Annotated in this window: 19 protein-coding genes and 1 other annotated feature; of the genes, 10 read left to right on the top strand and 9 right to left on the bottom strand. The window is 62.6% G+C overall.

Going from position 1 to position 20,735, the window contains the following annotated elements; genetic code table 11:
- Both C1A13_RS08485 and C1A13_RS08480 read right to left on the bottom strand, forming a co-directional pair.
- Positions 1-648 carry a permease prefix domain 1-containing protein gene (locus tag C1A13_RS08485; RefSeq protein WP_101551033.1) on the bottom strand — a complete coding sequence of 216 codons (648 nt, stop codon included), beginning with the start codon at positions 646-648 and terminating at the stop codon, positions 1-3.
- Entirely contained in the window at positions 638-988 is a 351-nt protein-coding gene (locus tag C1A13_RS08480) for a PadR family transcriptional regulator (protein WP_101551031.1), read from the bottom strand. Before C1A13_RS08480 ends, C1A13_RS08485 begins: the two co-directional genes overlap by 11 nt.
- A gap of 170 nt (positions 989-1,158) precedes the next feature.
- Here C1A13_RS08480 and C1A13_RS08475 point away from each other — a divergent pair, with 170 nt between their 5' ends.
- Entirely contained in the window at positions 1,159-2,214 is a 1,056-nt protein-coding gene (locus C1A13_RS08475) for an alcohol dehydrogenase (RefSeq protein ID WP_101551029.1), read from the top strand.
- Positions 2,215-2,284: 70 nt separating this feature from the next.
- On the opposite strand, the gene C1A13_RS08470 is transcribed toward C1A13_RS08475, so the two are convergent.
- The 6 genes from C1A13_RS08470 to C1A13_RS08445 all read right to left on the bottom strand — a co-directional run bounded on the left by C1A13_RS08470 (position 2,285) and on the right by C1A13_RS08445 (position 9,155).
- Positions 2,285-3,211: a nucleoside hydrolase gene (locus C1A13_RS08470; protein WP_101551027.1), complete on the bottom strand. Its 927-nt coding sequence runs from the start codon at positions 3,209-3,211 to the stop codon at positions 2,285-2,287.
- Positions 3,208-4,149 (bottom strand): nucleoside hydrolase, encoded by a 942-nt coding sequence (locus C1A13_RS08465; RefSeq protein ID WP_101551025.1) that lies wholly within the window; start codon positions 4,147-4,149, stop codon positions 3,208-3,210. The genes C1A13_RS08470 and C1A13_RS08465 overlap by 4 nt, the downstream gene beginning before the upstream one ends.
- Positions 4,150-4,212: 63 nt before the next feature.
- Positions 4,213-5,181 (bottom strand): ABC transporter permease, encoded by a 969-nt coding sequence (locus tag C1A13_RS08460; RefSeq protein WP_101551023.1) that lies wholly within the window; start codon positions 5,179-5,181, stop codon positions 4,213-4,215.
- The gene (locus C1A13_RS08455; protein ID WP_101551021.1) at positions 5,181-6,272 is read right to left on the bottom strand and encodes an ABC transporter permease; all 1,092 of its coding nucleotides are present in this window, start codon (positions 6,270-6,272) and stop codon (positions 5,181-5,183) included. The genes C1A13_RS08460 and C1A13_RS08455 overlap by 1 nt, the downstream gene beginning before the upstream one ends.
- A complete protein-coding gene (locus C1A13_RS08450; protein WP_101551019.1) occupies positions 6,265-7,827 on the bottom strand; it encodes an ABC transporter ATP-binding protein in 1,563 nt (520 codons plus the stop codon). Before C1A13_RS08450 ends, C1A13_RS08455 begins: the two co-directional genes overlap by 8 nt.
- 164 nt (positions 7,828-7,991) lie before the next feature.
- Positions 7,992-9,155, bottom strand: coding sequence for a BMP family ABC transporter substrate-binding protein (locus C1A13_RS08445; RefSeq protein WP_101551017.1), 1,164 nt, complete (start codon positions 9,153-9,155; stop codon positions 7,992-7,994).
- A 903-nt stretch (positions 9,156-10,058) separates the two neighbouring features.
- Here C1A13_RS08445 and C1A13_RS08440 point away from each other — a divergent pair.
- The 4 genes from C1A13_RS08440 to C1A13_RS08425 are packed head-to-tail and all read left to right on the top strand — an operon-like array spanning position 10,059 to position 13,970.
- Positions 10,059-11,111 (top strand): ABC transporter ATP-binding protein, encoded by a 1,053-nt coding sequence (locus C1A13_RS08440; RefSeq protein ID WP_101551015.1) that lies wholly within the window; start codon positions 10,059-10,061, stop codon positions 11,109-11,111.
- Positions 11,108-11,920, top strand: coding sequence for an ABC transporter permease (locus C1A13_RS08435; RefSeq protein WP_101551013.1), 813 nt, complete (start codon positions 11,108-11,110; stop codon positions 11,918-11,920). Before C1A13_RS08440 ends, C1A13_RS08435 begins: the two co-directional genes overlap by 4 nt.
- Positions 11,917-12,729: an ABC transporter permease gene (locus C1A13_RS08430; RefSeq protein ID WP_101551011.1), complete on the top strand. Its 813-nt coding sequence runs from the start codon at positions 11,917-11,919 to the stop codon at positions 12,727-12,729. The genes C1A13_RS08435 and C1A13_RS08430 overlap by 4 nt, the downstream gene beginning before the upstream one ends.
- Positions 12,729-13,970, top strand: a complete 1,242-nt coding sequence (locus C1A13_RS08425; RefSeq protein WP_101551009.1) for an ABC transporter substrate-binding protein — start codon at positions 12,729-12,731, stop codon at positions 13,968-13,970. The genes C1A13_RS08430 and C1A13_RS08425 overlap by 1 nt, the downstream gene beginning before the upstream one ends.
- A 72-nt stretch (positions 13,971-14,042) precedes the next feature.
- Here C1A13_RS08425 and C1A13_RS08420 read toward each other — a convergent pair whose 3' ends face one another.
- On the bottom strand, positions 14,043-14,243 hold the full coding sequence (locus C1A13_RS08420) for a hypothetical protein (RefSeq protein WP_101551007.1): 201 nt from the start codon (positions 14,241-14,243) through the stop codon (positions 14,043-14,045).
- Between the two features lie 218 nt (positions 14,244-14,461).
- Here C1A13_RS08420 and C1A13_RS08415 point away from each other — a divergent pair, with 218 nt between their 5' ends.
- The 5 genes from C1A13_RS08415 to C1A13_RS08395 all read left to right on the top strand — a co-directional run bounded on the left by C1A13_RS08415 (position 14,462) and on the right by C1A13_RS08395 (position 20,731).
- Positions 14,462-16,909, top strand: coding sequence for an ATP-dependent Clp protease ATP-binding subunit (locus C1A13_RS08415; protein ID WP_101551005.1), 2,448 nt, complete (start codon positions 14,462-14,464; stop codon positions 16,907-16,909).
- Positions 16,910-17,049: 140 nt separating this feature from the next.
- Positions 17,050-17,439, top strand: coding sequence for a thioesterase family protein (locus C1A13_RS08410; protein ID WP_101551002.1), 390 nt, complete (start codon positions 17,050-17,052; stop codon positions 17,437-17,439).
- Complete coding sequence (locus C1A13_RS08405) at positions 17,436-18,086, top strand: HAD family hydrolase (RefSeq protein WP_101551001.1); 651 nt, start codon at positions 17,436-17,438, stop codon at positions 18,084-18,086. Before C1A13_RS08410 ends, C1A13_RS08405 begins: the two co-directional genes overlap by 4 nt.
- 66 nt (positions 18,087-18,152) lie before the next feature.
- Positions 18,153-18,394, top strand: a binding site (T-box leader).
- A 121-nt stretch (positions 18,395-18,515) separates the two neighbouring features.
- Positions 18,516-19,079: a cupin domain-containing protein gene (locus tag C1A13_RS08400; protein WP_242970838.1), complete on the top strand. Its 564-nt coding sequence runs from the start codon at positions 18,516-18,518 to the stop codon at positions 19,077-19,079.
- Positions 19,079-20,731 carry an AMP-binding protein gene (locus C1A13_RS08395; RefSeq protein ID WP_172439220.1) on the top strand — a complete coding sequence of 551 codons (1,653 nt, stop codon included), beginning with the start codon at positions 19,079-19,081 and terminating at the stop codon, positions 20,729-20,731. The genes C1A13_RS08400 and C1A13_RS08395 overlap by 1 nt, the downstream gene beginning before the upstream one ends.
- The last annotated feature ends 4 nt before the right edge of the window (positions 20,732-20,735 follow it).

Raw genomic sequence — 20,735 nt, 5'->3', positions numbered from 1 at the left:
TTACTCCTTCAAATCGAAGATCGCCTTGATGATCGAATTGACCGCCGCGGTGATCAGGAAGATGACCCAGGTGATGTGCCAGGCCATCGTGATGAAGCTGAGGATGAAGTAGACCGCCAGGGCGGCGGACCAGATCGCGCCGGAGATCGAACGGAACGCCTGCCTGCGGTGTCCGCTCTGCATCTTCCACTCCTTGAACTCCTCGACGACGGTGTCGTCCTGCCTGACATAGACCGGCTTCGACATGCTGTTCCAGATGAGCAGGCCGGTCGCGGCGGCGATCATGACGAACATCGAGACGACGCCGATCTGGCGGTCGATCAGCATCACGGGGATGACCGAAAGGATGTAGAGGATCACGGCGATGGGAACGACCACCGCGGAACGCCGCCTGTAACGCATCAGCTCCTCCTGTTCGCGGGTGGAGTCCCCCTCCTCCCGCCTGAGGTAGCGGAGCAGCTCGCTCACGTCCCCGACGCTCGCCACCGCGAGATTGTAGGCGGCCTCCTCGCTTTTCCCTTCGGAGAGCAGGTCGCTGTATTTGTCGTTCAGGTTTTGGAGCATCTCCTCCTTGAGCTCGACCACCTTTTTCCCGGCGGGCGCGTCCTCAAAGAGGGTGTCGATGAAAGCACGAAGTTTATCCTGCATGGTCCGTTTCCTCCTCATCAGTAATCAGCGCGTCGATCAGCGCCTTGGCGGTCTGCCATTCGGCTTTGAGACGCTCGAGGGCCTGCCTGCCCTCGTTGGTGATCGTGTAGTACCTCCGGCGCGCCCCGGTGCTCTCGTCCCCCCAGTAGGAGGAGATATATCCGTTTTCCTCCAGCCGCCGGAATGCGGTGTAGAGGGTGGCTTCCTTCAGCTCATACTGGCTGCGGGTCTTCCTCTGGATGGCTTTGTTGATTTTATAGCCGTAACTGTCCCCGAGCCGCAGCTGCGCGAGGATGATCGTGTCGGTGTTGCCGCGGATCAGATCGGATGTGATGGACAAAGCATCCACTCCCTTCCTGAAACTTTAGTTATATTAAAACACAATCTACCTCGCCTGTCAATGTATATTGGAAATATATTTATTTCCTTCCTGTAAAGACTGGCGGAGCGCATGGGTCCGTGGTATAATTTGACTGTCAGAAACCATTCCGGACGAAAGAGGGGTCAAGTATGAAAGAGTCCATGCTGGCGCTTGTCTACCGCGGAAACCACGAGATCGGCCTGGAGGAGCGCCCCGTTCCGAAACTCCGGGACCCGCGCGACGCGATCGTGCGGGTAACCCGCTCGACCATCTGCACGAGCGACCTGCACATCCGCGACGGCTTCGTCCCGCGCGCGAAGACGGGGGTCATCCTCGGGCACGAGTTTGTCGGCGAGATCGCCGAGGTGGGGGAGGGGGTCGGGAACCTCCGGCCCGGCGACCGGGTGGCCGCCACCTGCGAGACCTTCTGCGGCGACTGCTTCTTCTGCCGGCGCGGCTACATCAACAACTGCGAAAAGGGCGGCTGGGAGCTCGGCTGCCGCATCGACGGCGGCCAGGCGGAGTATGTGCGGGTGCCCTTCGCCGACCGGGGGCTTGTGAAAATTCCAGATTCCGTCTCGGATGAGGACGCGCTCTTCCTGGGCGACATCCTTGCGACCGGCTATTTCGGCGCGGAGCTCGCGGACATCCGCCTCGGCGACACGGTCGCCATCCTCGGCGCGGGGCCGGTGGGCCTCTGCGCCGCCGAGTGCGTGCGGCTGTTCGGGGCGGGGCGGACCGTCCTGATCGACGTCAACCCCTTCCGCCTGAACCTCGCAAAGGAGCGCGGCCTTGCCGACGACCTCGTCAATCCCGCCGAAACCGACGTCGAGGAGGCGGTGCGCGCGCTGACCGGGGGCCGGGGCGCCGACGCGGTCATCGAGGCCGCGGGCGGAAAAAACACCTTCCAGACCGCGTGGAAGATCGCGCGGCCCAACGCGGTCGTCTCGCTTGTCGCGCTCTACGAGGAGGCGCAGGTGCTTCCGCTGCCCGAGATGTACGGCAAAAACCTCATCTTCAAGACGGGCGGCGCGGACGCCTGCCACGGCCCCGAGCTGATGCGCCTGATCGAAGCGGGCCGGATCGACACCTCGCTGCTCATCACCCACCGGGGCCCTCTCAACGGGATCATGGAGGGCTACCGCGTCTTTGAGCACCATCTCGACAACTGCATCAAGTGGGTCGTCACGCCCCCCGAGGGCTGACGCGCCCGGAACCCAAAGAAAAAGCCGGCAGGCACGAAAGTGCCTGCCGGCTTTTTATGCTTCTATGCGGTCAGTAGGCCGCGAGCAGCTCGCGGACCTTCGCGGCGAAACGCGCCCGGTCGACCCCGGTGACGAGGTCGGCGTTCGGTTCCTTTTTGGCGTCGCTGTAGCAGTCGGTCACCGTTTTGCCGCGTGTGACGGGACCCTTCGTCTCGACGCCGATCCAGCAGCGCTTCGACTCGAACATTGACGGGTCGAGCGCGTAGATCAGCGCGCAGGGGTCGTGCAGCACCGCGCCGATGCTGTGGTAGCGGTCCTTCCAGCTGAGCGTGTAGCCGAGCAGCTTGGCCGCGTACCGCGCCTGCGGGGAGGGCAGGGCGGCGATCTCGTCGATCTCTTCGGGCAGGAGGCAGGACTGGTGGGTCACGTCAAGCCCGCAAATCGCGATGGGCACGCCCGCGCGGAAGACCATCTCGGCGGCCTCGGGGTCGGCGTAGATGTTGAACTCCGCCGCGGAGGTCGTGTTGCCGTAGGCGACCGCGCCCCCCATGATGGTGATCTTTTTGAGATACCGGGGCAGGTCGGGATATTTGGAAAACGCGATGCCGAGGTTGGTGAGCGGCCCGACCGCGATGATCTCGAGTTCGCCCCCCAGGGCGCGCGCCTCGCGGTAGATGGCGTCCCACGCGTGCCCTTCGGCGTAGGCGGTTTTCGGCTCCGGCAGGGTGAACCCGTGCAGGCCGTCCGCCCCGTGAATCTCGGCGGCGGTGTGCAGCTCGCAGAACATCGGCTTTTCCGCGCCGCGGTAGACGGGCACCCGCGCGCCTGCCAGTTCGAGGATGCTCAGGGCGTTCGGCGCGGTGCGGTCGAGCGGGACGTTGCCGGCGACCGGCGTGAGCGCGCGCAGGTCGAATTCGGGCGCGCGCAGCGCCAGCAGGATGGCGATGGCGTCGTCGACGCCGGGGTCGCAGTCGATGATGATGGGCCGTCTGTTCATGCCGATACCTCCCCATAGGATTTCGCGGCCTCTGCCAGCAGGTCGACGAAGGCGGCGCGGTCGATGCCGAGGATGACGCGCGCGTTCGGCTTATGGTCGTGCAGGCGGTAGTAGTCGGCGACGGTCGCGCCGCGGCAGTAGTCGCCCTGCGTCTCCACCTCGACGTACAGCTCCTCGATCGTGAGAATCTCGGGCGCGATCAGGGCGGCGACTGCCACCGCGTCGTGCACCGGCGCGCCGGGATAGCCCTTGGCGCGGTGGAAGCCGTAGAAGAAGTCGAGCCATTCGGCGACCACCGTCGCGACGGGGTTGCCGAGGGCGCGGATGCGCTCGAAATCCTCGGGGAAGACGAGCGCCTGCTCGGTGACGTCGAGCCCGGCCATGATGATCGGGATGCCCGAACGGAAGACGAGGTCGGCCGCCTCGGGGTCGACAAGGATGTTGAATTCCGCGGCGGGGGTCCAGTTGCCGTGGTGGATGCCGCCGCCCATCAGGGAGATCTCCCTGATTTTGGATTTCAGCTCGGGGTGCGCCAGCAGCAGGGCCGCGACGTTGGTGAGTGGGCCGGTGGGCACCAGTGTGACCGGCTCCGCGCTTTCGGAGAGCACCTTGGCCATCAACTCGACGGCGCTCATCTCCAGCGGCTCAAAGGCGGGCTCGGGCAGGTCGGGCCCGTCGAGCCCCGACTTGCCGTGCACGGTCGGCGCGACGATCGGCTCGGAGACGAGCGGCCCGGTGCGCCCGCGCGCCATCGGCGCGCGCAGCCCGATGAGGGTCATGATGCGCAGCGCGTTGTAGGTGGTCTTTTCAATCGTCTGGTTGCCGCAGACCGAGGTGACGGCGCGGATGTCCAGCAGGGGCGACGCGTTGGCGAGCATCCACGCGATCGCGTCGTCATGCCCGGGGTCGCCGTCGAGGATGATGGGGATTTTTTTCATGGCAGTCCCTCCTGTGCGGGAAAGGGGAGGGAGCGCCGCCCCTCCCCGGCCCGGATTTTTCAGTTACGCGCCCGCCTGCGCGGCGCCCGCTTTTTTGGTTTTGCTGTGGTGCCGGATCTTTTTCGCCTTGTTCATCGTGCTGGCCGCGTAGACCGCCAGGCCGACGATGGTGAAGACATAGGGGGTCATCTTGACCAGCTCGGCGGGGAAGCCGAGGCTCTGCAGGTTGTTGGCCAGCGCGTCGGCGAAGCCGAAGAGCAGGGAGGTCAGGAAGGTGCCGAGCGGCTCGCCGCGCCCCATCGCCTCGGCCGCCAGCGCGATGAAGCCGCGCCCGGCTGTCATATTGGTGTTGAAGCTCGACATGTAGCCCATCGACATGAACGCGCCGCCCAGCCCCGCGAGCACGCCGGAGATGCCCAGCGCGATGAAGCTGATGCGGTTGACGCTGACGCCGACCGAATCGGCCGCGTTGGGGTTTTCGCCGACCGAGCGGATCTGAAGCCCGAGGGGGGTCTTGTAGAGCAGCACCCACACGAGGAAGACGCAGAGCAGCGCCACGTAGGTCAGGACGTTGTGCCCCGAAAGGATCTGCCCGAGCACGGGGATGTCCTTGATGAGCGGGATGTCGATTGACGGCATGACCTTGCTGGCGAGGTTGGCGGAGTAGCCGCGGTCGCCGCTGGCGAGGTACATGAAGAGGATGGTGCCGCCGCTGCCGAGCATGTTGACGGCGATACCGGCGAGGATGATGTCGGTCTTGAGAATGAGGGCGAAGAAGCCGATCATCAGCGCGACGAGCATGCCGATGACCATCGCGCAGAGCAGGCCGACGCCGGCGCTCTGGGTCCAGGCGGAGAAGATGACGCCGGTGAGGGCGGAGATCATCATGATGCCCTCGAGGCCGATGTTGGTGACGCCCGCACGGTCGGCCACGACGGCGGCCAGCGCGGCGAAGAGGATCGGGGTGGTGATGCGCAGGATGGAAAAGGCGAAGGGGATGGAGAAGATAATGCCCAGAATGTTTTCCAGCATCAGGCTTCCACTCCTTTCGCTTCCTTCTCGGCGGCTTTCCCGGCGATCTCGTCCTTGGCGTCCCTGACCACCAGCTTGTGGCGGTATTTGGAGAGGAACTGCTCCGCCGCGAAGAAGAGGAAGATGACCGCCTGGATGATGCTGAGCATCTCGGCGGGCACGTCGGTGTTGAGCTGCATCAAATCACAGCCGCGCCGCAGGTAGGCCATGAAGAAGGCGGCCAGCGGGATGAAGATGGGGTTGTTTTTGGCAAGGATGGCGATCGTGATGCCGTCCCAGCCGTAGCCGGGAAGCTGGCGCCATTTGAAGCGGTCGTAGTAGCCGAGGATTTCAACCGCGCCGCCCATGCCGGCGAGCATGCCGCCGACGACCTGGCACATGACGACCGTGGCGGCCACCTTCATGCCGGAGTACTTGGAAAAGCTCTGGTTGATGCCGATCATGCGGATGGCGTAGCCCCAGCGGGTGCGGTACATGAAGATCGAGACGAGCACGGTGGCCACAAGCGCGATCACGATGCCCCAGCTCAGATTGGTCTTGGGGACGAGGGTGGGGATGATCGCGGTGTCGAGGAACTTGTGGGACATCGTGGCGCCCTGGGTGCGGTCGGCGAGGTGGTAGCTGAGGATGTAGACGCCCAGCTGCAAAAGGATGTAGTTGAGCATCAGGGAGGAGACCATCTCGCTCGCGCCGAGCTTTGTTTTGAGCAGGGCGGGGATGAGCATGGTCAGCCCGCAGACGAGCATCGCGGCCGCGATGCAGGCGGCGGCGTGCAGCACGGGCGGCAGACGCAGGTAGATGGCGCAGGCGCCCGCGACCAGCCCGCCGAAGAAGACGGCGCCCTCGCCCGCGAGGTTGAACTGGTTGGCGTTGAACATGACGCAGGTGGCAAGTCCGGTGAAGATGATCGGGATCATGCGCTCGAGGATGATCCAGATGTAGCGCATCCGCGTGAAGGGCGCGACGATGAGGTTGTAGAGCGCCTGGAAGGGCACGTCACTGATGATGAAGATGAACACCATCGCCACCGCGAGCGCCACGAGGATGGCCGCCGCCCCGCGGATGATCTCGAATTTGAGGCTTTTACGCATGGATAACCCTCCTTATCTCCTCGGGGGACTGGCGCTTGAGGCCGAGCATGTATTCGCCCATCTCAAGGTCGGTCAGGGTGGAGGTGTCCTCAAAGTACGCGACGATCTCGCCGCCGTAAAAGACGATCAGGCTGTCGGAGAGCTCGATGATCTCGTTTAAGTCGGCGGAGACGAGCAGCACGGCGGCCCCCTCCCGGCTGAGCTCGACGAGCTTGCGGCGGATGAACTCGGTCGCGCCGACGTCGATGCCGCGGGTGGGCTGGTCGGCGATGATCAGCTTGGGCGCGCAGGAGAATTCGCGCGCCACGACGACCTTCTGGATGTTGCCGCCCGAGAGCATCTTGACCTGCTGGCCGCCCGACCGGCAGAGGATCTGGTAGTCCTCGATCAGCCGGTCGCTCTCCTCGTGGATGGCGTCCATCTTGAAGAGCGGCCCCTTGTTGAACCGCGGCTTCTGAAAGCGGTCGGCGATGAGGTTTTCCTCGATCGTGCCGGCGGCGGCCACGCCGTAGAGCATCCGGTCCTCGGGGATGTGGGAGACGCCCAGCCCCCGTATGTAAGCCTGGCCTTTCCCGGCGACCGGGCGGCCCTCGACCTCGATCGCACCGGAATCGGGCTGATTCATGTCGAAGAGCATCTCCACCAGCTCCCGCTGGCCGTTGCCCTCGACGCCCGCGATGCCGAGAATCTCCCCCTTGCGCACGCTGAAGGAGACGCCGCCGAGCATCTGCTTGCCGTACTCGTTCTGGTAGTGCACGTCGGTGACGGAAAGCACCGTGTCGGTGGGGGAGGGCGGCTCCTTTTCGACCTTGAGCACCACGTCGCGCCCCACCATGAGGCGGGAGATATCCTGCTCGGACACGTCGGCGGTGTCGAAGACGCCCATCGACTTGCCCGCGCGCATGATGGTGAGCCGGTCGGTAATCTGCTTGATCTCCTTGAGCTTGTGGGAGATGAAGATGATCGTGTGGCCCTGCTCTTTAAAATGAATGAGCTCGCGGAAGAGCTCGGTCGTTTCCTGTGTTGTCAGAACGGCGGTGGGCTCGTCGAGGATGAGGATCTGCGCGCCCCGCACGAGCGCCTTGAGGATTTCCACCTTCTGTTTCATGCCGACCGGGATGTCCATGACCTTGGCATGGGGGTCGACCTGGAGGTTGTACCGTTCGGCGTACTCCTCGGTGAGGGAGACCGCCCTTGCATAGTCTAGGAACATGCCGCGCTTGCGGGGCTCCATGCCCAGTACGATGTTTTCCGCCACGGTGAGGGAGGGGACCAGCATGAAGTGCTGGTGCACCATGCCGATTCCCTTCGCGATGGCGGCGTTCGGCGAGGAGAGCACGACCTTCTCGCCGTTGATCACGATTTCCCCCTCCTCGGGCTGCTCGAGACCGAAGAGGATTTTCATCAGCGTGGATTTGCCCGCGCCGTTTTCGCCCATCAGCGCGTGGATTTCCCCCTTGCGGACCGAAAAGTCCACGCTCTGGTTTGCCGCAATACCGTTTGGATAGACCTTTGTGATGCCCTTCATCCGGACAACTTCGCTTCGATCCTCCATAGTAGGATACCTGCCTCCCCTCTATACAGTCGGACGCGCCGCGGCGTCCGGGAACCTGGGACGTGGTGGGTGGACGGACGGATTCCTGCCGGAAATTACTGCAAAGGGGGAGCGGAAGCTCCCCCTTTGCAGATTTCATCCGCGCGAAGCGGACAACGGTTTATTTACGGACGGGCGCCCTCGCGGATGGCCTCGACGTCGGCGGCGTTGTCGCCGAACGCGGTGTCGACCACGATCTCGCCGGAGGTGATCTTGGTGGTGGCGTCCTCGACGGCCTTCTTGATGTCGTCGGGCAGGGTCTGGAAGTTGCCGCCGGTGGCCAGACTGACGCCGCCCTCGGAGATGCCGAGGTTCAGGGTCTCGCCATAGTGGGTGTTGCCGGCGAGCTGCTCATTGATGACCCAGATGATGGAATCGCCGATGTTCTTGAGCCCGGAGAAGAGGGTGACCGCGGCAAGCTCGGGCTGCGCGATCGAGAAGGTGGCCTCCTGGTCGGAGTCGACGCCGATGAACCAGGCCTTCAGCTCGTTGGCCGCCTCGGCGGCGCCGTTTCCGGCTCCGCCCGCGACGCCCCAGACGATGTCGCACTTGTTCTGGCCGATCATGACGTTGGCCAGCTCCTTGGCGGCGCCGGTGTCATAGAAGTTGCCGACATACTGGGTGTCGATCTTGACGTCCGGGTCGGCGGCCTGCGCGCCCTGGATATAGCCGACGAGGAAGTCGTTGATGACCGGGCCGTTCTCGCCGCCGACAAAGCCGATGACCTTCTCGGGGTTCATGTTCGGCAGGTCGGAGGAGGTGGCCAACGCGGCCGCGGTGCCGACGAGGTACCCCATGTCGTTCTGCTTGTAGTTGACGCAGACGACGTTGGGCAGATCGACGGCGGAGTCATAGATCAGGTATTTCTGGTCGGGGTAGTTGGTCGCGACCTGGGTCAGGTAGTCGGGCATCTGATAGGTGCCGCAGACGATCAGGTCGTAGGAGCCGTCGGCGGAGAGCTCCTCGAGGGTGGAGAGCCATTTGGGCTGGTCGGCGTCGGTCGGGCCGAGCTCAAAGGTCTTGTACTCGATGATCCCGTCCGCCGCGAGCTGGGAGAGGCCGGCCTCGCAGGAGTCGAAGAAGGATTTGTCGCCGAGGTTGCCGTTGACGACGTTGGCGACCTTCAGCTTTTCACCGGCGGGCGCCGGGGTTTCAGCGGGAGCGGTGCTGCCGTCCGCGGGGGTCTCCGCAGGGGCGGCCGGTGCAGCGGGCTCGGGGGAACCGCCGCAGCCTGCAAACATCATTAGAACCAGAGCCAGCGCGAGGAATAGGGAAAAATACTTTTTCATTTTTTTCTTCCTTTCTCATTCTGGATAAATCGTTTGGGTCCATGCAGAAAAATGTTTGCCGGGTCAATTTATATTTTACCCTTATTTTCTTCACATGTCAACAAAACCCAATCGGCAAGGGGGGATAATTTTAGGAAAAGTGGTGAAATCTTTGTGAAAGATGTTAATAAATTTTGAATAGATGCGGCCGAAAACTGAATAATTTAACGTATGGTACGACTTATACCCATCTGATCAGAGCGGCGCGAAGCCCGCTTGGAAAAGTCCTTTGCAGAGCCGTCCCGGGCCTGCTTTGTGCAGGAAATCCTGCATAAAATCGCGGGAAAAATGAATAAATATTTTTTTGCTGCATTTTGCCGGTGGCGGGGGATTTCAGACGTTTGCATTTGTTGTGTTTCTACAAAGGACATTGTATTTCAGAGGGAGGCTTTGTGGAGCGGCGTCCCCGGATTACGCGGGGGAGGACGGAACGGGATTTTCCGCCCTCGGCTCCCTCCCGCGGGCGCGGGGGAGGGACGGCGGAAAAACCGGAGCATATCACAGCATGGCGGAGGATTTTGCAGGGATTTCGAGGCATTCCAAAATTTTTTTGGGGTTTCGCGGAAATTTCCCGATAAAAACGTAAAAATCGCGAAAAATAATGGACTTTTATATTGACATTTTTTCTGCGTATGCTATATTGGGAATTGCAGTTTTTGCATCTGCAAAAAATCGATGATCAACTGCCGCCTAATAACGGGCGGCGCCGGGGTAAACGGCGCCGCTGCGATTAGTGTTTCCGCGGAACGGGCGCACGGGAAAGGGGATGCGCCGCCGGGGAAACGAATTCCTTTTGCGGGTAAGCGGTAAGAAGTCATCGGGGGCCGTAAAGACGGCCTAAATTCCGCAAAGGGGGATGCATAAATGAAAGAAAGCACCATTGTCAGCCTGAGAGACATCTCCGTCGATTTTGATGGCGACCCCATCCTCGTCGGACTGGATCTCGACATCCGCGACAAAGAATTCGTTACCCTGCTTGGGCCGTCCGGCTGTGGCAAGACCACGACGCTCCGGACGATTGGCGGTTTCGTCACACCCAAGTCCGGTGACGTTTTTTTTGATGGCGTGAGAATCAACGACCTGCCGCCCTACAAGCGCCAGGTCAACACCGTCTTCCAGCGGTACGCGCTCTTTCCGCACCTCAACGTGTTCGAGAACGTGGAGTTCGGTCTCAAGCTCAAAAAGCTGCCGGAAAACGAGCGCAAGACCCGCGTGTGGGAGATGCTCGACCTGGTGAACCTCACCGGCTACGACCGCCGCAACATCGACCAGCTGTCGGGCGGCCAGCAGCAGCGCGTGGCGATCGCGCGCGCGCTCGTCAACCATCCGCGCGTCCTGCTCCTCGACGAGCCGCTTGGCGCGCTCGACCTCAAGCTGCGCAAGGAGATGCAGATCGAGCTCAAGCGGATGCAGCAGGCGCTGGAGATCACCTTTATCTATGTCACGCACGACCAGGAGGAGGCCCTCACGATGTCGGACACCGTCGTCGTCATGAAGGACGGCGACATCCTTCAGGTGGGCACCCCCCAGGATATCTATAACGAGCCGAAGAACGCGTTTGTCGCGGATTTCATCGGGGAAAGCAACATCATCGACGGCGTCATGCACGCCGACTGCCTCGTGGAGTTCGCGGGCCAGAAGTTTGAATGTGTCGACACCGGCTTCGGCCGGCTCGAGCGGGTCGACGTGGTCATCCGCCCGGAGGACATCAAGGTGGTCTCCCCGGAGCGCGCGCCGATCACCGGCGTCGTGGAATCGGTCATCTTCAAGGGGGTGCACTTTGAGATGATCGTCGACGCGCACGGCTACAAGTGGATGATCCACTCCACCCGCAGCGAGCAGCCGGGCACCTTCATCGGAATGGAGGTCGACCCCTTCGATATCCACATCATGCACAAGATGGAGGTGGAGGGATGAAATCGAAGGCGGCCGCGTTCCCATACCTCGTCTGGATGCTGATCTTCATCCTCGTGCCGCTCGGGCTGGTGGCCTACTACGCGGTGACCACCCCTGACGGGACCTTTACGATCGACTACATCTCCCAGGTGGGCGAATACACGCCGGTGCTTGTCCGCTCGGTGTGGCTGGCCTTCCTCGCCACGGTGATCTGCCTGGTCATCGCCTATCCGCTCGCCTTCATCATCTCCCGGCACAGCGGCGCGGGCCAGCGCACGATGGTCATGCTCATCATGCTGCCCATGTGGATGAACTTTCTGCTGCGCACCTACGCGTGGATGACCATCCTCGAGAAGAACGGCCTCATCAACCGCTTTTTCGCGCATTTCGGCCTCGGCCCCTTCGAGATGATCAACACGCAGGGGGCGGTCGTGCTCGGCATGATCTACAACTACCTGCCTTTCATGATCCTGCCCCTCTATTCGATCATGACCAAGATCCCCAACAGCGTGATCGAGGCCGCGCAGGACCTCGGCGCGAACGCGCGCAAGGTCCTCACAAAGGTGCTCATCCCGATGACCGTCCCGGGCATCTCGACCGGCGTCATCATGGTGTTCGTCCCGTCGGTGTCCACCTTCATCATCTCGCGGATGCTCGGCGGCGGCGGAAACCTGCTGATCGGCGATTTGATCGATTTGCAGTTCCTCGGGAACGCCTACAACCCGAACCTCGGCGCGGCGATCTCCCTCGTGCTGATGGTGCTGATCCTGCTCGCCATGAGCATCACCAACCAGTTCGGAGACGATGAGAAGGGGGATCTGCTCAAATGAAATGGCTGAAAAAATCCTACGTGGCCATCGTCATGGCGTTCCTTTACGCGCCGATCCTGGTGCTCATCGTCTTCTCCTTCAACCAGTCCAAATCCCGCGGCGCGTGGACCGGCTTCACCTTCGGCTGGTATGAGAAGCTCTTCCACAACCAGATGATCATCCAGTCGCTCATGAACACCCTGCTCGTGGCGGTGATCTCGTCGGTCGTGGCCACCGTGCTCGGCACGCTGGCCGCCATCGGCATCCGCAACATGAAAAAGATGTCCCGCACCCTTGTCATGAACGTCACCTACCTGCCGATCATCAACCCGGAGATCGTCACGGGCGTCTCGCTCATGCTGCTCTTCGTCTTTGTCAAGTCGGCGGGCATCCGGCTCGACTTCGGCTTTACGACGGTCATCCTGGCGCACATCACCTTCAACGTCCCCTACGTCATCCTCAACGTCATGCCCAAGCTCCGCCAGATGGACATCTCCGTCTTCGAGGCGGCGCAGGACCTCGGGTGCAGTCCCTCGCAGGCCTTCTTCAAGGTGGTCATCCCCGAGATCATGCCGGGCATCGTCGCGGGCTTTCTGATGTCGTTCACCTATTCGCTCGACGACTTCATCATCAGCTATTTCGTCACCGGGCCGACCTCCCAGACGCTGCCGATCACGATCTATTCGATGACCCGGCGCAAGGTCAGCCCGGAGATCAACGCCCTCAGTACCATCATCTTCGTGGTGGTGCTCACCGTGCTGCTGCTCGTCAACGTGGGCGACGCGCGCCGGGAGCGGGAGCTCCGGATGAAAGCGAGGGATCGGGTATGATGAAAAAACGGTTCCTGTCCCTCGCGCTCGCCGCGGCGCTGCTGCTGGCGCTCCCCCTGCCCGCCCTCGCGGAGGTGGAGGTCTCCGACCCCGCCTACTATGAGCGGTTTCGGGGCAAAAACGTGTCGATCAACGTCCACAACTGGGGCGAGTATATCTCCGACGGCTCGGACGAGGGGATGGACGTCATCTCCGAATTTGAGGCGCTCACCGGCATCAAGGTGAACTACACCACCTTCGCGACCAACGAGGAGCTCTACGCCCGCCTCAAGAGCGGCGGAGCCAACTACGACGTGGTCATCCCCTCCGACTATGCGATCGCGCGGATGATCCACGAGGGGATGCTCGAGGAGCTCGACTTCGACAACATCCCCAACCTCAAAAACATCTCCGAGAGCTTCCTGGACCCGATCTACGACCCGGGCGGGAAATACTCCGTCCCCTACACCTGGGGGACCGTCGGCGTAATCTACAATACCCAGATGGTCGACGAGGAGGATCTGGGGAGCTGGGATCTGCTGTGGAACGAGAAGTATCTCGGCGAAATCCTGATGTTCTCCAACCCGCGCGACGCGTTCGCGATCGCGCTGAAAAGGCTCGGCTACTCGATGAACCCGACGAGGGAGGAGGAGCTGCGCGACGCGACCGATTCCCTCAAGGACCAGAAGCTGCTGGTGCAGGCGTACGTCATGGACGAGATCTTCGACAAGATGCTCGGCGGCGAGGCGGCCATCGCGCCCTACTACGCGGGCGACGCGATCACGATGATGGCGGATAACCCCGACCTCTCCTATTTCGTGCCGGAGGAGGGGACCAACCGCTTCGTCGACGCGGCGGTCATTCCGGTGGGCGCGAAGAACAAGGAAGCCGCCGAGATGTTCATCAACTTCCTGCTCGAACCGGAGGTGGGCGCGGCCAACGCCGAATACATCGGCTATTCCTCGCCCAACGACGCGGCGCTCGAGCTGATGGACCCCGAGGTCACCGGGGACCCGATCGCCTATCCGCCCGACGGGGTGATCGAAAAGACCGAGTTTTTCATCGAGCTTTCGCCCGAGATGAGCCTCGCGATGGATAAGATGTGGACCGAGGTGCTCTCGTCCGACGAGGCCTACAGCAAGTGGCTCATCCCGATCATGATGCTCGTGGCCGTCGCGGCGTCGGTCTCCATCAACCTGCTGCGCTCCTGGCGCAAGCGGCGCGACCGGGAGTATGCGGACCGCCCGGTGAAAAAGGGCTGATCAAACCGAATAACGGAAAAAGAGCGGGAGGCGCAGCGCGCCTCCCGCTCTTTTTTTGGATCTTACCGCCGATTAGCAGCCACAGCCGCATCCGCAGCCGTTGTTGTAGTTGGCGCCGCAGTTGTCGCAGCCGCAGTTGTTGTCGCAGCCACAGCCGCATCCGCCGTTGTTGCCAAAGCCGAAGCCGCTGTTGCCGCCCCAACCCCAACCGAAGATGATGATAATCAGGATAATGATCCAGAAGTAGTTGCCGCCAAAGTTGTTACATCCCATGAAAGGTGACCTCCTATTAGTGATTTCATCCCATACTATGTCGCTCCCTTCCCTTCGGTTACAGCGGGCGCGTTTTCCGCTTTCGGCGGCGCATATCGGCGGGGGCTTCTGACAATATTATGAATGGTTCCCGCATAAGATATTACGGCGCCCTGCGGGCCGCCGGCCGGAGGGAAACGCCGTTCGGGGGCGGGGAAACGAACTTCTGAGGTGATCTTTTGTTCAAATTCAACGGCTTTACGCCGAAGGCCAATACGGCGATCAACTGCGCGATCGAGGAGGCGTCAGTGCTCGGGCACACCTATATCGGCAGCGAGCACCTGCTGCTCGGCCTGCTCGCCGAAGGTAGCGGAGTGGCCTTCACCGTGCTGGGAAAATGCGACGTCACGGCGGAAAAGGTGCGCGAACTGCTCATCAAGACGGTAGGCAAGGGCATCCGCTCGGTGCTCACCCCGTCGGACATCACGCCGCGCTGCAAGCGCATCCTCGAGATGTCCCTCATGCAGACCCGGATGAGCGGCGTGCCGCTCGCGGGCACCGAGCACATCCTCATGAACCTGCTCAAGGAGAACGACAGCTACGGCGTGCGCTTTTTAAAGCAGCTCTCGGTCGAACCGGACGCGGTCGTCAAGCAGATCGGCGACTTTGCCCAGACGACGGGCGCGGACCTGCTGGGCGTACGGCGCGCCGCGCCGCCGCGGCCCAAGCCCGCGGTGCGCACTCCGCTCGTCGACAAGTACGGCCGCGACCTCACCGAGATGGCGCGGCAGGGGAAAATCGATCCGGTGATCGGCCGGGAGAAGGAGATCGAGCGGGTGCTCCAGATCCTGACCCGCCGCACCAAGAACAACCCCTGCCTCATCGGCGAGGCGGGCGTCGGCAAGACGGCGATCGCCGAGGGAATCGCGCGGCGGATCGTCGAGATGGATGTACCGCCCCAGCTCAAGCAGAAGCGGTTTATCGCGCTCGACCTGACAAGCATGGTCGCGGGCACGAAATACCGCGGCGACTTCGAGGAGCGGATCAAGAACACGATCGACGAGGTGGTCGCGGCGGGCAACATCATCCTCTTTATCGACGAGCTGCACACGATCATCGGAACCGGCGCGGCGGAGGGCGCGGTGGACGCCGCCAACATTTTAAAGCCCCAGCTCGCGCGCGGGGAATTCCAGCTCGTGGGCGCGACGACGATCGACGAGTACCGCAAGTTCATCGAAAAGGACAGCGCCCTCGAACGCCGGTTCCAGTCGATCCTCGTGGAGGAGCCGAGCGAGGAGGACGCGGTCGCGATCATCAAGGGCCTGCGCGAGCGGTACGAGGAGCACCACCGCATCCGCATCCTCGACGAGGCGGTCGAATCGGCCGTGGCGCTGTCCGCGCGGTATATCGCCGACCGCCGCCTGCCCGACAAGGCGATCGACCTGATCGACGAGGCCTGCTCGCGTGTAAAGATGAACAGCATTACAGTCCCGAACAGCCTGCGGGAGCTGGAAAACAAGCTGACCGCCCTCAAGACAGAGAAGGAAACGGCGATCAGCACCCAGAATTTCGAATGCGCGGCGAGCATCCGCGACCGGGAGAGCGACCTGCGCGCGCGTCTGGAGAAGGCGCAGAACGATTGGGAGGACAGCGGGGACGGAAGCCTTCAGAAGCTCACCTCCGAGGACATCGCGAAGCTCGTGGCGGACATCACCGGCATCGACGCGACCCGCCTCACCGAGGCGCAGAGCGAGCGGCTGCTCCACCTCGAGGAGTCGCTGCACCAGATGATCGTCGGGCAGGAGCAGGCGGTACACGCGGTGGCGGGCGCCATCCGGCGCTCCCGCGTCGGCCTGCACGACCCGTCGCGCCCGCTCGGCTCCTTCATCTTCCTCGGGCCCACCGGCGTGGGCAAGACCGAGCTCTGCAAGGCGCTCGCCAAATGCATGTTCGGCGACCCGCACGCGATGATCCGGCTGGACATGTCGGAGTATATGGAGCGGCACTCGGTCAGCAAGCTGGTCGGCTCGCCGCCGGGATACGTCGGCTACGACGAGGGCGGACAGCTCACCGAAAAGGTCCGCCGCCGCCCCTATTCGGTGATCCTCTTCGACGAGATCGAAAAGGCACACCCCGATTTTTTCAATATGCTGCTGCAAATCCTGGAGGACGGCATCCTCACCGACGCGCAGGGGCGCACCGTCAACTTCAAAAACACGATCATCATCATGACCTCCAACATCGGCGCGCGCATGATCTGCGAGCAGGGCAGGCTCGGCTTTTCCGCGGGCGCGCAGGAGGACCCGGATAAGCAGCAGGAGGCGGTGCGCAAGATGATGGTGGGCGAGCTCAAAAAATCCTTCAAGCCCGAGTTCCTCAACCGCGTCGACGAGATTATCGTCTTCCACAAGCTCAGCCAGCAGGAGGTGCGGCAGATCGCCGGGAACATGCTCGACGCGCTCAAGACGCGGCTCGCGGGGCTGCACATTGAGATCAGCTTCGACGAATCGGCGGCGGAGAAGATCACCCTCGACGGTTTTGACCCGCTCTACGGCGCGCGCCCGCTGCGCCGGGCGATCCAGGCGAAGATCGAGGACCGCCTCGCCGACGAGCTGCTCCACGGCACCATCAAGGCGGGCGACCGGATCGTCTGCTCCTGGAAGGACGAACAGTTCACCTTCTCCTAGGGAGGCTTTGAAAAGTCCTCCCGGAACCCCCGAAGCGTTTGATGCAGTCCGGCGTTCCATCCGGAACGCCGGACTGCTTTTTTGCATCCCGCGTCCATTTGTGCTATACTGTCGTCGGTTAGAAAACGGGGGTGCCATTTATGATCGGAGAAAAGAATACCGTGACCTTTACGGTCGGGCCGGAGCGGCTCGCGTCTCATATGGGCAGCGGGGACCTCGACGTGCTCGCCACGCCCGCGATGATCGCGGAGATGGAACGGGCCGCCTGCACGCTGCTCGCGCGCTTTCTGGAGCCGGGGCAGACGTCGGTCGGCACGGCGATGGACGTGTCCCACATGTCGGCCACGCCGTCCGGCATGGCGGCGGAGGCGTCGGCGGAGATCGTCGCGGCGGAGGGCCGCCGGGTGGACTTCACCGTGTCCGCGCGGGACGCGGCGGGGGAGATCGGCCGCGGCACGCACAGCCGGGTGATTGTCGACGCGGCGCGCTTCCAGCAGAAGACGGATGCGAAGGCGGGTGCCGCGGAATGAAAAAGCTCGTGATTTTCGACCTCGACGGGACGCTGCTCAACACGCTCGACGACCTCGCCGCGGCGGGCAACCACCTGCTGCGGGCGCACGGCTGGCCGGAGCACCCGGCCGAACGGTACAAGCTCTTTGTGGGCAACGGCGTCTATAAGCTCGTCGAGCGGATGATCCCTGCGGACGCCGATCATTCGCCCGGTGCGCTCGCGCTGCTGCGGGACGAGTATAACGCCTACTACAGCGCGCACAACGCCGATTTGACCGCGCCCTACCCGGGGGTCCCGGAGCTGCTCGGCGCGCTGGAACAGGCGGGCGCCGCCTGCGCGGTGCTCTCCAACAAGCCGCACGCCTTTACAGTGGAGCTCTGCAGGAGCCTGCTGGGGGAGCGGTTCGCGGTCGTGCACGGCCAGCGGGAGGGCTGGCCCACAAAGCCCGACCGGCTGCTGACGGCGGAGATCCTGGAGGAAACGGGGATCCGCGCCGCCGACACGGTCTACGTCGGGGACAGCGGCGTGGACATGCAGACGGCGAAGAACGGCGGGCTTTTCGCGGTCGGGGCGCTGTGGGGGTTCCGGTCGGAGGAGGAGCTGCGGGAGAACGGCGCGGACGCGGTCGCGGAGCGCCCGCTGGACCTGCTCCGGTATATCCGCTGAAAATTTTTTGAAAAAAACGGTATTGACAACGCCCAAAGTTTGCAGTATGATAGCGTCAATAACTTTTCAAAGACGATGACGGGGACGGCGCAGACACAGCCCAGCCCACAGAGAGCCGGCATATGGTGAAAGCCGGCGGCGGGCCGTTTGACAGCTCATCACCCCCGAGTTGGGAGCCGAACGGAGATCAAGTAGGCTTCCCCGCTGGACGGCGTTAACGGTCGGGAGCTTGTTAGAGCTTCGCTAAGCGGCGCATTGTTGCGCAATTCGGGTGGTACCGCGGGTCGTAAATTGGACTCGTCCCTTATCTGAGGGACGGGTCTTTTTCACTTTCGCCGCGCCCGTTCCCGGGCCGCGGCCACAACAAATCCGGTCAATTTTGAGATGGAGGTCACCGATATGCAAGAGCAGAAACTACAGGAAATTGCCATGCGGATCCGTACGCTGCGGGAAATTATGGAGATTCCGGTCGCGGAGATGGCGCAGCAGACCGGCCTTTCCGCCGAGGAATACCTCGCCGCCGAGGATGGAAAGAGCGACTTCACCTTTACCTTCCTCTATAACTGCGCGCAGGCGTTCGGCGTCGACATCATCGAGCTGCTCACCGGCGAGGCCCCGCACCTCTCCTTCTACTCGATCGTCCGCAAGGGGGAGGGGCTGAGCATCAACCGCCGCGCCGGCTTCACCTACAACCACCTGGCCTACCGCTTTTCCCGCAAGATCGCCGAGCCCTTCCTCGTCACCGCGCCCTTTTCGCAGGAGGAGCAGGAGAAGCCCATCCACCTCTCCCAGCACGACGGGCAGGAGTTCGACTTTGTCCTGAGCGGGCAGCTCAAGGTGCAGATGGAGGACCACACCGAGTATATGGGACCGGGGGACGCGATCTATTACGACTCCGGCCACGCGCACGGCATGATCGCGACGGGCGGCGAGGACTGTGTGTTCCTCGCGGTCGTCATGAAGGATGAAAACGACAAGGGGGAGAACGACTGATGGATCTCGAGAATTTTTATCAGCGCTTCTGCAAGGAGGGCTTTGACGAAAACGGCGTGCTCAACTACTTTGAGCCGGTGATCGCCGACAACTTCAACTTTGCCTACGACGTGGTGGACGAGATCGCCCGCCTCGAGCCGAACCGCCGCGCCATGGTCTGGTGCAACGTGGCGGGGGAGGAGCGGGTGCTCACCTTCGGCGAGATGAAGCTCTATTCCGACAAATGCGCCCAGATGCTCGCCGACCACGGCGTCAAAAAGGGCGACATGGTCCTGCTGGTGCTGAAAAGGCACTATGAGTTCTGGTTCACCGTCCTCGCGCTCCACAAGCTCGGCGCGGTCGGCGTGCCCGCCACCAACCTGCTGACCACCCACGACCTCGTTTACCGCTTCGAGGCGGCTGGCATCACCGCCTGCGTCTGCTCGGGCGAGTGCAACATCTCCGAGTATGTCGACGAGGCGTGCAGGCAGTATGACGGGGTCCACTCCAAGTTTATCGTCCGCGGCAGGCGGGAGGGCTGGCTCACCTATTCGGAGGAGCTCGAAAAGTACGACGGGAACTTCGAGCGGGTCCAGACCTCCAGGGACGACCCGCTGCTCCTCTACTTCACCTCCGGCACGACGGGCATGCCCAAGATGGTCGTCCACAACCACGCCTACCCGGTGGCGCACATCATCACCGCCCGCTACTGGCACAACGTCCACTCGGACGATCTGCACCTGACCGTCTCCGAGACGGGCTGGATGAAGGCGGTCTGGGGCAAGCTCTATGGGCAGTGGTTCGCCGCGGCGTCGATCTTCGTCTACGACTTTGACAAGTTCGTCCCCCACGACCTGCTGCACATGATGGAAAAATACAAGGTCACCACCTTCTGCGCACCGCCGACCATCTACCGCTTTTTCATCAAGGAGGGGATGGAGGGATACGACCTGTCCGCCCTGCACTATTCCACGACGGCGGGCGAGGCGCTCAACCCCGAGGTCTACAACCGCTGGTACGAGTTCACCGGCCTGCGCCTGATGGAGTCCTACGGCCAGACCGAGACGGTCATGCAGGTCGCGAACTTCGTGGGCACCACCCCCAAGCCGGGCTCGATGGGCAAGCCGTCGCCGATCTATGACATCCACCTGATCGACGAGGACGGCAACGACGTGCCGCGCGGCGCCGTCGGCGAGATCGTCATCAACACCGAGAAGCCCCATCCCGGGCTCTTCGGCGGCTACTATCGCAACCCCGGGGAGACGGCCGCGTCCTGGCACGACGGCTACTACCACACGGGCGATACCGCGTGGATGGACGAGGACGGCTACCTCTGGTATGTCGGACGCACCGACGACGTCATCAAATCGTCGGGCTACCGCATCGGCCCCTTCGAGATCGAGAGCGTGCTGATGGAGCACCCCGCCGTGCTGGAATGCGCGGTCACCGGCGCGCCCGATCCCGTCCGCGGCATCGTGGTCAAGGCGACGATCGTCCTGACGAGCAGCTACCAGCCCTCCGAGGAGCTCAAAAAGGAGCTCCAGACCTTCGTCAAAAAACAGACCGCTCCTTATAAATACCCCCGCATCGTCGAGTTCGTCACCGAACTGCCCAAGACGATCTCGGGCAAGATCCGCCGCACCGAGATCCGCGCGAAGGATCAGAAGAAATAATCCG

This window comes from Anaerotruncus massiliensis (ex Togo et al. 2026), from assembly GCF_900199635.1.
GTDB lineage: Bacteria > Bacillota > Clostridia > Oscillospirales > Ruminococcaceae > Anaerotruncus > Anaerotruncus massiliensis.
This window is presented reverse-complemented; position numbering and strand designations above follow the sequence as displayed.

Coding starts and splice junctions, on each gene's coding strand:
- C1A13_RS08485 (WP_101551033.1), bottom strand. CDS start 648: ATGCAGGATAAACTTCGTGCTTTCATCGACACCCTCTTTGAGGACGCG.
- C1A13_RS08475 (WP_101551029.1), top strand. CDS start 1,159: ATGAAAGAGTCCATGCTGGCGCTTGTCTACCGCGGAAACCACGAGATC.
- C1A13_RS08470 (WP_101551027.1), bottom strand. CDS start 3,211: ATGAACAGACGGCCCATCATCATCGACTGCGACCCCGGCGTCGACGAC.
- C1A13_RS08465 (WP_101551025.1), bottom strand. CDS start 4,149: ATGAAAAAAATCCCCATCATCCTCGACGGCGACCCCGGGCATGACGAC.
- C1A13_RS08460 (WP_101551023.1), bottom strand. CDS start 5,181: ATGCTGGAAAACATTCTGGGCATTATCTTCTCCATCCCCTTCGCCTTT.
- C1A13_RS08455 (WP_101551021.1), bottom strand. CDS start 6,272: ATGCGTAAAAGCCTCAAATTCGAGATCATCCGCGGGGCGGCGGCCATC.
- C1A13_RS08450 (WP_101551019.1), bottom strand. CDS start 7,827: ATGGAGGATCGAAGCGAAGTTGTCCGGATGAAGGGCATCACAAAGGTC.
- C1A13_RS08445 (WP_101551017.1), bottom strand. CDS start 9,155: ATGAAAAAGTATTTTTCCCTATTCCTCGCGCTGGCTCTGGTTCTAATG.
- C1A13_RS08440 (WP_101551015.1), top strand. CDS start 10,059: ATGAAAGAAAGCACCATTGTCAGCCTGAGAGACATCTCCGTCGATTTT.
- C1A13_RS08435 (WP_101551013.1), top strand. CDS start 11,108: ATGAAATCGAAGGCGGCCGCGTTCCCATACCTCGTCTGGATGCTGATC.
- C1A13_RS08430 (WP_101551011.1), top strand. CDS start 11,917: ATGAAATGGCTGAAAAAATCCTACGTGGCCATCGTCATGGCGTTCCTT.
- C1A13_RS08425 (WP_101551009.1), top strand. CDS start 12,729: ATGAAAAAACGGTTCCTGTCCCTCGCGCTCGCCGCGGCGCTGCTGCTG.
- C1A13_RS08420 (WP_101551007.1), bottom strand. CDS start 14,243: ATGGGATGTAACAACTTTGGCGGCAACTACTTCTGGATCATTATCCTG.
- C1A13_RS08410 (WP_101551002.1), top strand. CDS start 17,050: ATGATCGGAGAAAAGAATACCGTGACCTTTACGGTCGGGCCGGAGCGG.
- C1A13_RS08405 (WP_101551001.1), top strand. CDS start 17,436: ATGAAAAAGCTCGTGATTTTCGACCTCGACGGGACGCTGCTCAACACG.
- C1A13_RS08400 (WP_242970838.1), top strand. CDS start 18,516: ATGCGGATCCGTACGCTGCGGGAAATTATGGAGATTCCGGTCGCGGAG.
- C1A13_RS08395 (WP_172439220.1), top strand. CDS start 19,079: ATGGATCTCGAGAATTTTTATCAGCGCTTCTGCAAGGAGGGCTTTGAC.